Annotated in this window: 14 protein-coding genes; 4 read left to right on the top strand and 10 right to left on the bottom strand. The window is 68.7% G+C overall.

The window, feature by feature from the left end; translation table 11 throughout:
* The 9 genes from CRT60_RS13155 to CRT60_RS13115 all read right to left on the bottom strand — a co-directional run.
* A partial coding sequence (locus CRT60_RS13155; RefSeq protein ID WP_244592464.1) for an iron-containing alcohol dehydrogenase occupies positions 1-368 on the bottom strand: 368 nt, incomplete at its 3' end.
* Positions 341-589 (bottom strand): hypothetical protein, encoded by a 249-nt coding sequence (locus CRT60_RS13150; RefSeq protein WP_143273242.1) that lies wholly within the window; start codon positions 587-589, stop codon positions 341-343. The genes CRT60_RS13150 and CRT60_RS13155, both read right to left, overlap by 28 nt.
* Positions 590-751: 162 nt before the next feature.
* A complete protein-coding gene (locus CRT60_RS13145; protein ID WP_098736829.1) occupies positions 752-1,504 on the bottom strand; it encodes a helix-turn-helix domain-containing protein in 753 nt (250 codons plus the stop codon).
* A gap of 140 nt (positions 1,505-1,644) precedes the next feature.
* Positions 1,645-2,085 (bottom strand): response regulator transcription factor, encoded by a 441-nt coding sequence (locus CRT60_RS13140; protein ID WP_244592463.1) that lies wholly within the window; start codon positions 2,083-2,085, stop codon positions 1,645-1,647.
* A gap of 124 nt (positions 2,086-2,209) precedes the next feature.
* The gene (locus CRT60_RS13135; protein WP_244592462.1) at positions 2,210-2,920 is read right to left on the bottom strand and encodes a response regulator transcription factor; all 711 of its coding nucleotides are present in this window, start codon (positions 2,918-2,920) and stop codon (positions 2,210-2,212) included.
* Positions 2,910-4,502, bottom strand: a complete 1,593-nt coding sequence (locus CRT60_RS13130) for a PAS domain-containing sensor histidine kinase (protein WP_244592461.1) — start codon at positions 4,500-4,502, stop codon at positions 2,910-2,912. The genes CRT60_RS13135 and CRT60_RS13130 overlap by 11 nt, the downstream gene beginning before the upstream one ends.
* Positions 4,503-4,588: 86 nt before the next feature.
* The gene (locus CRT60_RS13125; protein ID WP_193548423.1) at positions 4,589-5,665 is read right to left on the bottom strand and encodes an apurinic/apyrimidinic endonuclease family protein; all 1,077 of its coding nucleotides are present in this window, start codon (positions 5,663-5,665) and stop codon (positions 4,589-4,591) included.
* An 82-nt stretch (positions 5,666-5,747) separates the two neighbouring features.
* A complete protein-coding gene (locus tag CRT60_RS13120) occupies positions 5,748-6,422 on the bottom strand; it encodes a hypothetical protein (protein WP_098736826.1) in 675 nt (224 codons plus the stop codon).
* A gap of 11 nt (positions 6,423-6,433) precedes the next feature.
* Positions 6,434-7,345 (bottom strand): helix-turn-helix domain-containing protein, encoded by a 912-nt coding sequence (locus tag CRT60_RS13115; protein WP_244592460.1) that lies wholly within the window; start codon positions 7,343-7,345, stop codon positions 6,434-6,436.
* A gap of 903 nt (positions 7,346-8,248) precedes the next feature.
* On the opposite strand from CRT60_RS13115, the gene CRT60_RS13110 reads away from it, so the two are divergent.
* The 4 genes from CRT60_RS13110 (at position 8,249) to CRT60_RS13095 (ending at position 13,117) form a co-directional block, all read left to right on the top strand.
* A complete protein-coding gene (locus CRT60_RS13110) occupies positions 8,249-9,439 on the top strand; it encodes a plasmid replication protein (protein WP_098736824.1) in 1,191 nt (396 codons plus the stop codon).
* 123 nt (positions 9,440-9,562) lie between these two features.
* Positions 9,563-10,123 carry a sugar O-acetyltransferase gene (locus CRT60_RS13105; protein WP_143273240.1) on the top strand — a complete coding sequence of 187 codons (561 nt, stop codon included), beginning with the start codon at positions 9,563-9,565 and terminating at the stop codon, positions 10,121-10,123.
* Between the two features lie 445 nt (positions 10,124-10,568).
* On the top strand, positions 10,569-11,981 hold the full coding sequence (locus CRT60_RS36455) for a hypothetical protein (protein WP_143273238.1): 1,413 nt from the start codon (positions 10,569-10,571) through the stop codon (positions 11,979-11,981).
* 32 nt (positions 11,982-12,013) lie between these two features.
* Positions 12,014-13,117 (top strand): TAXI family TRAP transporter solute-binding subunit, encoded by a 1,104-nt coding sequence (locus tag CRT60_RS13095; protein ID WP_098736822.1) that lies wholly within the window; start codon positions 12,014-12,016, stop codon positions 13,115-13,117.
* 43 nt (positions 13,118-13,160) lie between these two features.
* Here CRT60_RS13095 and CRT60_RS13090 read toward each other — a convergent pair whose 3' ends face one another.
* On the bottom strand, positions 13,161-13,964 hold the full coding sequence (locus CRT60_RS13090; protein WP_161958043.1) for an ATP-binding cassette domain-containing protein: 804 nt from the start codon (positions 13,962-13,964) through the stop codon (positions 13,161-13,163).
* Positions 13,965-13,974 lie beyond the last annotated feature (10 nt).

Here is a 13,974-nt window from a genome sequence, read left to right as displayed (position 1 = left end):
GAATACTCGTTCGCCACCACCGAGACATAGGCCTCCAGCGCATGGGTCACCGCGTCGATGCCGCCCGCCGCCGTCAGCCCCTTGGGCATGTCCATCACCAGGTTGGCGTCGACGATCGCCATGCTCGGCGTCAGCTCATAGTCGGCGATCGGGTATTTGGTCCCGGTGCGCTCGTCGGTCACCACCGCGAAGGGCGTCACCTCCGACCCGGTGCCCGACGTGGTCGGCACCGCCACCAGCTGCGCCTTCACGCCGAGCTTGGGGAAGGTGTAGATGCGCTTGCGGATGTCCATGAAGCGCAGCGCCAGATCCTCGAAGGCCACCTCGGGCGCCTCGTACATCACCCAGATGATCTTGGCCGCGTCCATCGGCGAGCCGCCGCCCAGCGCCAGGATTTGTCTTCCATGACGCCCATGCCGGTCTCCGCCACCGCCATCTTGGCGAGCGGGATGCGGGCGTTGGCGGCGGCCAGAGCCGCGCTGCGGAAGATCAGGTCGACCTTCTCCTGCGGGTAGTCGGCGAAGCGCGCCTGCGCCGCCTTCACCCGCGCGATCAGGGCGTTCAGGTCGGAAAGGGTTTTAACGGTCATGGTCATCATCCACTTGCTGTCCGCGGCCCGTGCGATGACGCCGTCGCGGTGATGTGTGGGGAAGGGCGCCGTCCGGGCGCGCCGCCGCGTTCCGGGACGCTCAAAAATCATTTGGAGCGTCCGGCGTACACGGCCGGGAATTTTGAAAGGATGCGGTGGGGGTCAGAAGCCGCCGGCGAGGTCGGCCAGGGCGTCGCGGTCGAGCAGGTCGAGCTTGCCGCCGACCAGGATGCGGATCAGGCGGCTCGACTTCAGCTTGGTCAGGGTGCGCGACACGGTTTCGGTGGTCAGGCCGAGATGGTCGGCGATGTCGCTGCGGCCCATCGGCAGGTCGATGGTGCGATCATCCCCCTTGCCGCCGCCCTTGCGGTCGCTGAGGCGCAGCAGGAAGGTGGCGACCTTCTCGGCGGCGGTCTTGCGGCCGAGCAGAACCATCTGGTCCTGCGCCGCCATCAGCTCCGAGGTGGTGGCCGACAGCAGCTTGCGGGCGAAGGCCGGCTGGGCGTCCATCAGGGCGTCCAGCTCCAAGCGCGGGATGCGCTGGATGGTGGTCGCCGTCACGGTTTCGGCGGTGTAGAGATACTGGGCGGCGAAGGCCAGACCCATCATGTCGCCGGCCTGCAGGAAGCCGATGATCTGGCGGCGGCCGTCGGGCAGCATCTTGTAGAGGCGGACCATGCCGCTCATCACCCGGAACACCGAACCGGCGGCATCGCCCTCGGTGAAGACCGTGGTTTCACGCTCAAAGACCTTGGCATGGCCCAGGCTGGCGAGCGGGTCGGCGGGGTTGCGCGGCTGGATGGCGGCGCCGACACCTGCGCCCAGGCCGGCGTTCGGCGTCATCGCCAGGGCGGAGACCAGGTAACCAGGGACGGCGCGGTTGGCGTGGGCGGCAATGGCGGCGTGCGTGGACATGGTGACCTCGGCCTTGACGGTGCGATGCGGTCCGGTTCGTCCCGGTGTGCATCCGATGGCCCGAAGCTAACTTTCCCCTGCCGGCCTGTGCAGTTCGGTGATGTACCTAAGGAAGTTTGCGTACGTAAGTGTACCTACTATCAGGCCGCGGCCGGCATCAGGCCGTTCAGCATGTCGATCAGCTGGTCCTCGTCGAACGGCTTCTCCAGCACGGCGATGACACCGGCCTCGCGGGCACGGGCGAAGGTGGCGGGATCGCCGCGGCCGGACACCATGATGACCGGCATGCCGTGCAGGTCGCCGCGATGGCGCTCCAAAAACTCCAGCCCGCTCATCACCGGCATATGCAGGTCGAGAACGAGGCAGCCCTTGGGGTTTCCGTCGTAGCGGTCGAGGAAGTCGCGGCAGGACGAGAAGTCCCGCACATCGAAGGAAAAGGCTTCCAGCAGCGCTTTCAGCGAGTCGCGGACCGGCTCGTCGTCATCGACGATGTGGACGATGCCGGCACCCGGCATTCCGCCGGACACGCTGCCTGGCCCGCTGCCGGGCTCGTTGCCCGGCTCATTGCCCAGGCGATCCATGACGGCCTCCGAACTTCCATAACAGACAAACAGCGCCGACGGTGCGGCGCGTCATGGAAGATAAAAGCAGGCCGGGGGCGCCGATATACGGAGCAATGCGTATTCGGCGCGCTTTTGATGCAGATCAGCCCCCGCCGGGAACGACACCGGCGGCAATCGCCATGCGGACCAGGGTGGGCAGGCTGTCGGCCTGCATCTTCTCCATCACCCGCGCGCGGTGGATTTCCACGGTGCGCGGGCTGATCGACAGCTCGAAGGCGATGACCTTGTTCGACTTTCCGGCCACCAGCCAGCGCAGCACGTCGAGTTCGCGCGGCGTCAGGGCCGACAGCCGGGCCAGCACCTCCGGCGGGGCGGAGGCGGACGGCGGGGGGGACGGCTGTTCCGGGGCTGCGGCCGGCGGGGGTTCCTGCGCCGTCCGGCTGTCCGCCGCGCGGGCCAGGGCGGAGCGGACGGCGGCGAGCAGCGCCTCCTCCTCGAACGGCTTCTCGACGAAATCGACCGCGCCGGCCTTCATGGCGCGGACGGCGAGCGGCACGTCGCCATGGCCGGTCATCACCACCACCGGGATGGCGTGGCCGTCGCGGGTCAGCCGTTCCTGAACGTCGAGGCCGCTCATCTGCGGCATGCGGACATCGACCAGCAGGCAGCCCGGCCGCGACGGCGCGTCGGACTCCAGGAAGCCCAGCGGGGTGGCGAAGCTTTCCGCCCGGAAGCCGGCGCATTCCAGCAGGACCTGGAGGGAATCGCGGATGGCGTCGTCGTCGTCGACGATGAAGACGGTGAGGTCGGCGGTCATGTCGGATACGGCGTCGGGCTTGGCGTCAGCGGGCATCGTCGGCATCCGATGCGGACAGGGACGTCGAGAGGGGGACGGTGAAGGCGAAGCTGGCGCCGGTGGACGGCAGCTCGGTGGGCGGTTCGGCTGGCGGCTCCAGCCACAGGCGGCCGCCATGGGCTTCGATGATCGAGCGGCAGATCGACAGGCCCAGCCCCATGCCGCTGCTCTTGGTGCTGACGAAGGGCTGGAACAGCTGGGCGCGCACAGTCTCCGGCACGCCAGGGCCGCTGTCGGTGACGGAGACGCGGCGGAAAGCCTCGTCCGCCGGCTCGGGGCCGGTGCGGACGGTCAGCACCCGCTGCCCGCCCGGCGCGCCGGCCATCGCCTCGATGGCGTTGCGGACGAGGTTGAGGATCACCTGCTGGACCTGCACCTTGTCGATCAGCACCTGCGGGTCGGCGGGCTCGAAGTCGAAGCGCACATGCAGGCCGCGCTCCTTGGCGCCGACGAGGGCGAGCGCGCTCGCCTCCTCCACCACCTTGTTGAGGGATTCGACGGAACGGTGAGTCTTGCCCTTCTCGATGAAGCTGCGCAGGTGGCGGATGATCTGGCCGGCGCGTGTGGCCTGGGCGCTCGCCTTGTCGACCATGTCCATCGCCTTGGACACCGTTTCCGGGCGTTCCATCAGGCGCTTGGCGGCCTTGGCGTAGTTGATGACGGCGGTCAGCGGCTGGTTCAGCTCGTGGGCGAGCGTCGAGGCCATCTGGCCCATGGCGCTGACCCGGCTGACATGCAGAAGCTCCGACTGGAGTTCCTGCAAGCGCCGCTCGGTGGCCTGCCGTTCGGTCAGGTCGCGGACGAAGCCGGTGAAACAGCGCCGGCCGGCGAGCAGCACCTCCCCCACCGCCAGCTCCATCGGGAAGACCGAGCCGTCGCGCCGCTGGCCCGACACGATGCGGCCGATGCCGATGATCCGGCGCTCGCCCGTCCGCTCGTAGCGCTCCAGATAGCCGTCATGCTGCTCGCGGTAGGGGGACGGCATCAGCATGCTGATGTTGCGCCCGGCCACCTCCACCGCCGCATAGCCGAACAGCCGTTCGGCCGCCGGGCTGAAGGATTCGATCAGCCCCTTTTCGTCGATGACGATGATCGCTTCGGGCACCGTCTGGAGGATGGAGGCCAGCCGCGCCTCGCGCTCGCGCAGCGCGGTCTCGGCCTGCCGGGAGGCGGTCAGGTCGCGGATGATGCCGATATAGACCGGCGGTCCGTCCTGGCCCGCCTCCCCCACCGACAGATCCATCGGGAAGCAGGAGCCGTCCTTGCGCTGGCCGGTCACCTCGCGGCCAATGCCGATGATCCGGCGCTCTCCCGTGCGGTGATAGCGCTCCAGATAGCCGTCATGCTCCTCCCGGTAGGGGGCGGGCATCAGGATGTTGACGTTGCGGCCGACCACCTCCGCCGCGGTCCAGCCGAACAGCCGTTCGCAGGCGGGGTTGAACGACGTGATCCGGCCGCGGTCGTCGATGATGACGACCCCGTCGGGCACGGTGTCCAGCATCGCCTGCAACTGCGACAGAGCACCCAGGTTCTGTTCCCGGTCACCGGCCCGGTTATCATCCCGGCTATCGTCCGCCACGTCCCACCCTCGACCTCTCGTCCTTCGTCGGCAACAGAGTAGTTGAGTACAACCGTGGGTCAAGACCGGCGATCGGGGGCCGGCAATCAGGGGCCGGCGGAAGCCGGGGCGGAGATGGCGCCGCTCAGCAGGGCGTCCTGCTCCAGATCGTCGACGGCAAGGTTCTTGGCCTTGGCCTCCACCTCGAAGTCGGCCCAGGAGAGATGATCCGCCACCAGCCGGTTGACCGCATGGTTCCACATGCGCTGCGAATGCGCCCGCAGATCCCTGGTCGTCAGCCCGCGTGCCGCCAGGGCGGCATAGTCCGGCAGGCTGTCGGGCGGCCAGTCGGCCAGCAGATCCTCGCGCGACACGCTGATGTGGGCCACCGGCCGCACCCCGCGCCAGGAGCCGGCGACCACGGCGATGCGTGGATCGTCGGGACGCAGATATTCACCCTGGGTGCGGACCCAATGGTGGTGGAGGTCGAGCACGATGGGCACGATGTCGGCCAGTGGCAGCAAATCGTCCAGGCCGAAGGACATCTCGTCGTTCTCGACCGTCAGCAGGTTGCGCGCCTCCTCCGACAGCAGGGCATAACCGCGGCGGAAGCCGGCGATCCCCTCCCCGCGCCCGCCGCCATGGATGTTGACGTGCGCGCCCCGCGGGTGCCAGCCGCCGGTCAGCCCCATCGTCCGCAGGATGTCGGCATGGTACTCCAGCTCCGCCACCGCATTGTCGAGGGTGGAGGGGGTGGCGCTGTTCAGCACGCAATACTGGTCCGGGTGCAGCCCGATGCGGATGTCCGCCTCCATCGCCTTGCGGCCGGCATGCTCCAGCCCGCTCCGCACCAGCGCCTGGACACCGGGCTGGCGGTAGAGCGGCCGTCCGACCTCGTGCGTGTAGGCCGGCAGCAGCCCGCTGTTGACGCGCAGCAGGCGGCGGTAGGCCGGATGCCGGGCGACCTCGTCCAGTTGCAGATGCAGGGCCTGGAGGTTGCGGCGCAGGACCTCCGTCAGCTTTTCCTCGGCACGGGCCGGGCTCAGTTTGCTCAACGTCGCGATGGTGACGGTGCCTGGATTCATGCGCTTGGCAAGTCCGGCGTCGCCATCGGGCGGAACATACTGGCAGCACCAGCCGAAACGGGCGGCGGACGGCGGCATCGGAGCGGAGGTGTCGGGCATCGGTCGGCATGATGAAGCGGACGGGCCGCTTAATATGGACCGCGGATCCGGCGCTTCCACCGCAGGCCGATGGCGGCCGGCTTTATCCCATGCGGCGCAGCGCCCCCGTCGCCAGTGTCCGCGGATCCTGGGCCAGAGGCTCCGGGGCCGCCGCTTCGCGCGGCGCGGCGTCGGCAAGGGCTTGCAGCCGGTCGGCCAGGGCGCGTTCCGCGGCGCAGAGTTCCTCGCACAGGGCGCGCATCTCGGCGATGGAGGGGCGCCATTTCCGGCTGCGGCGCCAGTGGCGGGCGGCGGCGTCGATCACCCAGGCCGGGTATTCCCCCAGATCCTCGGCCCAGTCGAGCGCCATCATCCGCTCGACCTCGGGCGACAGGCCCTTGGCCGGGAAATGGCTGAGCAGGGTCAACACGCGGCCGAGCAGATGGTCGCTGTCGGCCGGGGCCAGCACGGTCTCGGACAGATCCTCCAGGGTCTGGCGGGCGAGCGCCGCCTGCGCGGCGGTGACGCCTGCGGGTGGAAACCACTGTTCGATCATGCCGTCGAAGCCATCCTCGCCGAAGCGCGGGCGCCGGTCGGTGCGGCCCTGGGCCAGCAGCTCCTGAAGCGGCGGCGGCAGCGCGGCGGTCAGCCGGATCCGGCGCTGGGGTACCGGCAGGGTCGGGTCGAAGGCGGCGGCCGGCGACGTTGGAAGGTGGGGCCGCGACAAAGCGGTGACGGTCGCTCTACCGGGGGCGGCGCTTCTGGGTCTTACGGTCATCGGTGCTCCCTTCATCGCCAAGCATGAGGGGTTGCGGGAGCGGTGGCGGAGCGCCGGCGCAGTTCGTCGGCGGCAGCGCTCCAGGCACCGAGGCGCTGTTCGGTCGTGGCTGATTTGTGGGCGGATTTGCGAGCGGGTGCGGCGAAGGCCGGGGGGTTGCCGGAGAGGGTGGGAGCCTTGCCGACGGCGGCGTCCTGCGACAGCCACGCCCGCCAGGCGGAGGAGATGTCGCGGTAGCGGTAGCCATGGGCCCGGCAGCGCAGGATGAAGCCCTCGACATGGCGGCCGAGGTCGATCTCGGCATGGCGGGCCCCGGCCCAGGCGAGGTCGTCGGCGGCCGGCATCCAGTCTTCCGGAACCTCCTGCGGTCGTGACTGAGTGCCGGCTTCCGTGTCCGGCTGTGTCGCCATGGGTGTCCCCGTGGGCTCGCCCGAAGCGAGCGAGTCCGGAATCTGTTTGAATTGGACCTGTTCCTGACTCGCCGGCGGACAGGGGATGTGCGTGGCGGAGTCATCCCTGTCGGCCGCCGGAACAGGGCGATGTTCGGCGGCGGCAGCCCGCCGGTCCGTATCCGGCCCGCTGCCGTCCAGGGGGGTGAAGCGCAGGCGGTAGAGGCAGGACAGGCGGGCGCCGTCGCGGCCGCGGCGATGTTCGATGCCGACCAGCCCGAGGTCGCTCAATGCCTGGATGATGCGGTTGACGGTCGGGCGCGACCGCTTGAGCTTGGCGGCCAGCGTCGATTGCGACGGCCAGCACAGACCGCTGTCGTCGGCGAAGGTGGCGAGTGCCGCCAGGACGGCGAAGCCGTCGGCCTCCAGGCCGGGATGGTCCAGCCACCAGGCGGGAATCCGGCCCCATCGGCGCGCGTCGAGAGGGTGCCCGTCGGATGGGGGCGATGTGGATGGCAACGATTTGGGCGACATGGGAAAACTCCGTAAGGCATGGGAAACGGCCGGCGGCCAGCGGGTGAGGCTGCCGGACGGCCGGTGAACTTGCGGGGAAGGATTCCGCCGGTCGTGCCGTCCGTCGAATCGCGGGCAAATGGGACAGAGTCGTTTGTGTCCCGTTGGCCCGCGATTCTGTCCCATCGGCCCGCGACCCTGTCGCCTTTGCCCGCGGTTCGGTCGGCTTTGGTCGCGCCAGCGCTGCGAATCGGATCCGATCCCGTTTGCCCGCGCTTCGCCGGATTCGCGCCGGCGGTCCCCTCTGTGCAGGTTGTCCCACTTGCTCGCGGTTCGGAGAGCGGACTGTCGTTGGGCTGAGCTTGCGGGGCGTAATGAGTCGATGGCTGAAATAAGCTATTGTGATTGTTCGATAAAATTCATGAAAAGGGAACTGGGCAGGGGAGCCGCCGCGCGTTTTCCCGAAAATCCCCGCCGTGCATCCCCCTCACCCTGACCCTCTCCCCAGGGGGGAGAGGGCATTCGGTTCCGTTCGGTCCCATTTGCCCGCGGTTGAGCGGTCCGTTGCACGCTCGGCGGTCAGGCCTGTGTCCCGAATGCTCGCGATTGGCGGTCGCCGCGTCCGGGTCTGTCCCATTTGCCCGCGTTTCATCGCATTGGCGCGGCGGAATCGGCGGACACGAGTCTGTGTCCTGAATGCTCGCGCTTGGTCGGTCCGGCCGCGATTCGCGGCGATGGGGACCAATCCGGCGATGTTGGCCGGGGGCGCTCCGGTCCAACCGCGGGCATTCGGGACACAGGCGCGGCCAATTCCTACACAAGCGCGGCCAAATGGGACACAGGCCTTGGGGTTCAGTCCTCCCCGCCGGTTGCCTCCATCCGACACGAGCCCCTATCGTGGCCTGTGGCGAGGAGGGATGAGGCATGAGCAAGGCGAACGCGGTCCAGCTGACTCTGTTCGAGATGGAGGACCGCAGTCAGTCCCATATGATCGCGCTTTACGACACGGCACCGCGATTCGTGTTCGTGTCGAAGGGCCGGGGGACCGAGCCTGAGCTGCCGGCCGCCAATGCGTTCGTCCAGTCGGTCCACAAGGAGTTTCCCTTCAAGGACGCCCTGTTTTCGCTGACCTTGCAGCCCGCCCGCATCTACCGCCCGGCCAAGCCCGGCCCCGGCGAGGATCCGGCGGAAAAGCGCATGGTCGAGTATGAGGTGTTCCCGTCGGAGCGCGAGCAGATCGTCGAGCAGGTGGTGCGCCGCCTCGCCATGGACCGCTCGCGCCTGTCGCTGATGGGCGACAAGCAGGACCGCGTGCGCGTGCATTTCTCGCTCTACGAGATCCGGCGCGAGCTGCGCGCGGTCAACCGCACCATGGACACGGCGGAGATCCGCGAGGCGCTGGAAATCCTCGCCCGTACCCGGATGATCATCAGCAAGATGCCGGAAAACGGGCGCAAGTCGGCGCGGCCGGTGCTGGAATCCTCGGTCTTCCCCACGCTCTACATCCGGCCGCGCACCGGCGAGGGCGGCGAGGAGGACGAGAACGACACCTATCTGGAGTTCAACGCGCTGGTCGCCTCGGCCATCCGCAACCTGGAATTCAAGCCGATCTCCTACCAGTGGATCATGCGGCTGAAGAGCCCGGTGGCGCGCTGGCTCTACAACCGCCTGTCCATCGAATATGGCGACCTCGACCTCAGCCGCCTGCCCGACGGCGTTCACGATGTGCCGCCGATGACGCTGTCGGCCGACGACATCATCAACAACAGCGGCATGAACGAGTGGAGCCGGCGGCGCGACACGCTGCGCACCGTGACCTCCGCCGTCGATTCGCTGGTCGAGGAGGGCATCCTCGATCAGGTCGAGAAGACGGTGTCGAAGGATGGCCGGCGCATCAACGACATCGAATACATCATGATGCCGAGCCAGAAATTCCTCGATCAGGTCCGCCGCGGCAACGTCGTGCAGGAGGCGAACGCCGCGACCTTCCGCGCCATCGCCGGCAGCGACGAACGCCCCAAGGAGTTCCTGCCGATCACCCCCGGCCAGAGCGTCGAGCTGCGCCGCCGCCGCAGCACCCTGCTGGGCGTGCGCAGCGGCCAGGGCGAAGGCTGACACGGTCGGGCTTCACGCGCGGCCCTTACTCTCAAGCGTCGGCGCATGGCCGGTCGACATCTGCTCTAATCGCCTCCCCCCGGCGGACAACCGCCGGCGGGCCTGAGACTTGGGAGATGTGCGATGCAGACGTCCGATGGACGCAGCGAGAAGGAAAAGATGCTGGCCGGCGATCTCTATGACGCCTCGGCCCCGGAAATCCAGGCGGATCAGGCCGCCGCCAAGGAGTGGATGGTCCGCTACAACGCCGCGCTCGCCCTGCCGCCCGGCGACCGGCGCCAGCTGCTGCTGGAGCGGCTCGCCGCGGTGGGCGACGGGGCGGTCATCCGCCCGCCCTTCCATTGCGACTATGGCTACAACATCAGCCTCGGCGCCGGGGTGTTCCTCAACTTCAACTGCGTCATTCTGGACGTCGTCGCGGTGACCATCGGCGATAAGACGCAGATCGGGCCGGGCGTCCAGCTCCTGACCGCCGACCACCCGCGCGACTTCGCCGCCCGCGAGGCCGGGCTGGAGTTCGGGCGGCCAATCCACATCGGCCGCAATGTCTGGATCGGCGGCGCTGCGCTGATCCTGCCGGGCGTCACCATCGGCGACGACGCCATCGTCGGTGCCGGAAGCGTGGTGACGCGCGACGTGCCGGCCGGCGCCACGGTGATGGGAAACCCGGCCAGGGTGCGCTGATCCGCGTCTTCCGCTTTTTCCTGAAATGCTGTTCCTCACGGGGTGCGGCCACGACCGGTGGTGGCACCCCGTTCCGGCGGCGGACGCCGCAGCCGGTTTGGGTCTTCTCCGTCCGATGCGGGGCCGAAGATTACGAAGTAATCCTCCCTTTACCGTAAAGCGGGAAACGCCCTCTACGGGATGGTTGTTTTTCTCCGGTTGTCTCTTAAAATAAAACGATCCCGAGAGATCGGTAAGATAACAAATAATTCGAAACAATCGACGGCGTAGAACATCGCCGCATGTCTTTCAAAAGTCTCGAATTCAACCCGCCGTGAGGCGGAGTTTGCGGGGCTTTGTCCGGGAGGATGCCGTCATGCGCGAAACGCAGCCCCGTTTTCTGCGCCGTTTTCTATCCCATGCCGGCTTTCTGCATCGTCGCCGCAAAGGGGACGCGGGCCAGTCCTTGCTCCCAGGCTCGGGCAGCGTCCGCCCCTGCTTCGCCGTGCTGACGGTTCTGGCGCTGCCGGTGCAACTTGACGGCGTGACCGGGCGGTTCGGCGGCTGTTGCCTGCTGGTGGCCGGGGAGGCTTCGGGCGAGGATGGCGGGGCCGACAGCACGCTCGACTCCTGGCTTGTCGTGCGCGAGAAGCCGCATGCCAACAACGCCCGGCAGGTCGACACCGTCGCCACCCACACGACGGTTCTGCCGAAATCGGGCGAGGCAACGACCGACTGGCGGCTGATGCCCTTCGTCGCCGCCCAGACGTCGGGCGGCGCGCCGGGGCAGCCGATCCCGCTGTCCATCGTCGTCACCTCTCCCTACGGCCAGCCGAACCCGCAGTATGAGGCGGTCACCTACGTGCTGATCGACAATCTGCCGGACGGCGCCAGCCTGTCGCGGGGCAAGCGGAGCAGCGACGGGGCCTGGAAAGTGCCGCAGGAGGAACTGTCCGACCTGACCCTGAGCGTGCCGGCCGAGACCGCCGCCCGGCTGACTTTGCACATCACAGCGGTGACCGACCACGGCGGCGGCGTGGTCGCCAGACAGGCGGTGACGCTGGCGGTGCCGGTCTCCGACAGCGTTGCGGCCGCCGACTCTGCCGCCAACTCCGCTGCCGACCCTCCGGCGCAGGGGGGGGCGTCGCAGGGAGGCCCGGCGCAGGGAGTGGAGGCGGCGGCAAAGCCGGATATGGCGGAACCGGCGGTGTCCGGAAGTTCCTCCCCGCCTGTGCCGCCGGAGCCGCAAGCGCAGGAGCCGCAGCAAAGCGAACCTGCGGTCGCCGAGACGCCAGCCGGCGCGACATCCGACCCGGCGTCGGCCCCGGTGCCGGAGCAGAAGGCCGCTTCCGCCGCGCCACCCCCCGCACCACCGGCCGACCCACCGCCGGCCGAGGTCCCGGCAGCCGTTCAGACGGTTGCCGCCCCTCCCCCGCCGCCAGAGCCGCAGATCGCCGCCAAGGCCGCTCCTCCGCCGGCCACCGTCGCCCTTGCCGCGGTTCCGGCGGCGGCCGCTCCCCCGCCGGAGCCGCCGCGGGCGGAGAAGCGGGAAGAGGTGGTGCACAAACCGGCCAAGCTGCCGTCCAGCATTCCGGAGGCGGCGCTGATGAAGCGGGGCGACGACCTGTTCGCCCAGGGCGATCTGGCGGGGGCGCGGCTCTATTACGAGATGGTCGCCGAAACCGGCAATGCGAAGGCGGCCCTCGCGCTCGGCCGGACCCACGACCCGCTGGTGCATGAGCGGCTGCATGTCCGCGGCCTTCCGCCCGATCCGGAGCAGGCCGCCGCATGGTACCGCCGGGCAGCCGCCGCCGGCAGCGGGGATGCCGAACAGCAACTGAAGAAACTGACCGACTGGCTCGCCGGAAAATCGCGATAGCCGGGCGCAGCCATCGAGGGGGGAAAAGCATCATGAAGGCATCTTTTGTCCGCATGCTTGCGGTGGGAGCCTGCATCGCCGGCGGAGTGCTCGGCCTCGCCGGCACGGCGTCGGCCGCCGATCCGCGCGGCGTCAATGCCAACAGCGGCACCGTCGGCATCGTGTCGGGCGGGGTCGAGGGGACCTATGTGCGCATCGCCGCCGATCTGGCGTCGGTGCTGGACGACGGCGACACGCTGCGCGTGCTGCCGATGCTGGGCAAGGGCTCGGTCCAGAACCTGAAGGACGTGGTGCTGCTGAAGGGGATCGATGTCGGCATCGTGCAGTCCGACGTGCTGGCCTATGCCAAGCGCGAACGGCTCCTGCCCAACCTCGACCGGCGCATCAAATACATCGCCAAGCTCTACAACGAGGAACTGCACATCCTCGCCGGGCCCGAAGTGACGCGGATCGAGGATCTGGCCGGCCGCAAGGTCAATGTCGATGTCCAGGGAAGCGGCACTTCGATGACCGCCTCGCTGGTTTTCGACATGCTGGGCATCAAGGTGGAGCCGCAGGCGAACGACCAGGCGCTGGCTTTGGAGAAGCTGCGCAAGGGGGAGATCGCGGCGATGGCCTATGTCGCCGGCAAGCCGACCCGCCTGTTCCGCGACCTGAAGGCGGGGGACGGGCTGCATTTCCTGTCGGTCCCGATGAGCGCCGCGCTGCTCGACACCTATCTGCCGTCGCGCCTGACCAGCGCCGACTATGACGGGCTGATCGCGCCCGGCGAGCAGGTCGACACCGTGGCGGTGGGTGCTGTGATGGCGGTCTATGGCTGGGAGCGCGACCTGGAGCGGCACCGCAAGGTCGCCCGCTTCGTCGATGCCTTCTTCAGCAGGTTCGACGAGTTCCTGAAGCCGCCGCGCCATCCGAAATGGAAGGAGGTCAATCTGGCCGCCGACGTGCCCGGCTGGACCCGGTTCGAGCCGGCGGAGCAGTGGCTGCGTCAGGCGTCGGCGGCGAAGGAGCCGCAGACCGCCGCCGCCAGGAAGGAGGAGTTCCGCAGCTTCGTCGAGCAGCGCGGGGTGCCGCCGCAGCAGGCGGAGAAGCTGTTCGAACAGTTCCTGCTGTGGCAGGCGCGATCCCAGCAATAGGGGGCCGCAATAGGGGGGGCGCCGGCTGGGGCACCCCCTGCCGTCAGGCCGCCGCGCCCGGTCCGGGAATGGCTCCCGGCGGGCATTTGCCGAGGATGATCATCCCCAGCACCTCGTCCTGGGTCACGTCGGCGACGCGGGCGGTGCCGACCAGCTTGCCGTTCTTCATCACATGGATGCGGTCGGCCAGATCGAACACGTCGTGGATGTCGTGCGAGATCAGGAAGATACCGATCCCCTCCTGCTTCAGCTGCTTCACCAGCTCGCCGACCTGACGGGTCTCGGCGGGGCCGAGGGCTGCGGTCGGTTCGTCCATGATCAGGACGCGGGCGTCGAAATGGATGGCGCGGGCGATGGCGACCGACTGGCGCTGGCCGCCGGACAGCGCCTTCACCGGCTCCTTGAAGCGGCGGAAATGCGGGTTGAGGCGGCCCATCACCTTGCGCGCCTCGGCCTCCATCGCATGGTCGTCCAGCGTGCCCCAGGCGGTCAGCTTCTCGCGGCCGAGGAAGATGTTGGCGGCGGCATCGACATTGTCGGCCAGAGCCAGCGTCTGGTAGATCGTCTCGATGCCGCAGCGCTTGGCGTCGCGCGGGCTGGTGATGTGGACCGGCTCGCCGTTCACCCGGATCTCGCCATGGTCGGCGGCATAGGCGCCGGACAGGATCTTGATCAGCGTCGATTTGCCGGCGCCGTTGTGGCCGAGCAGCCCGACCACCTCGCCGGGGTAGAGGTCGATGCTGACGCCGTCCACCGCCTTGATGCCGCCGAAGGCGATGGAGACGTCGCGCATCTCCACCAGCGGGGCGGGCGCCGCCTGCGGTTCGGCCATTGCGAGAGCGGTCATTTGAGCCCCC

The sequence above is a fragment of the Azospirillum palustre genome, from assembly GCF_002573965.1.
Taxonomy (GTDB): Bacteria; Pseudomonadota; Alphaproteobacteria; order Azospirillales; family Azospirillaceae; genus Azospirillum; species Azospirillum palustre.
This window is presented reverse-complemented; position numbering and strand designations above follow the sequence as displayed.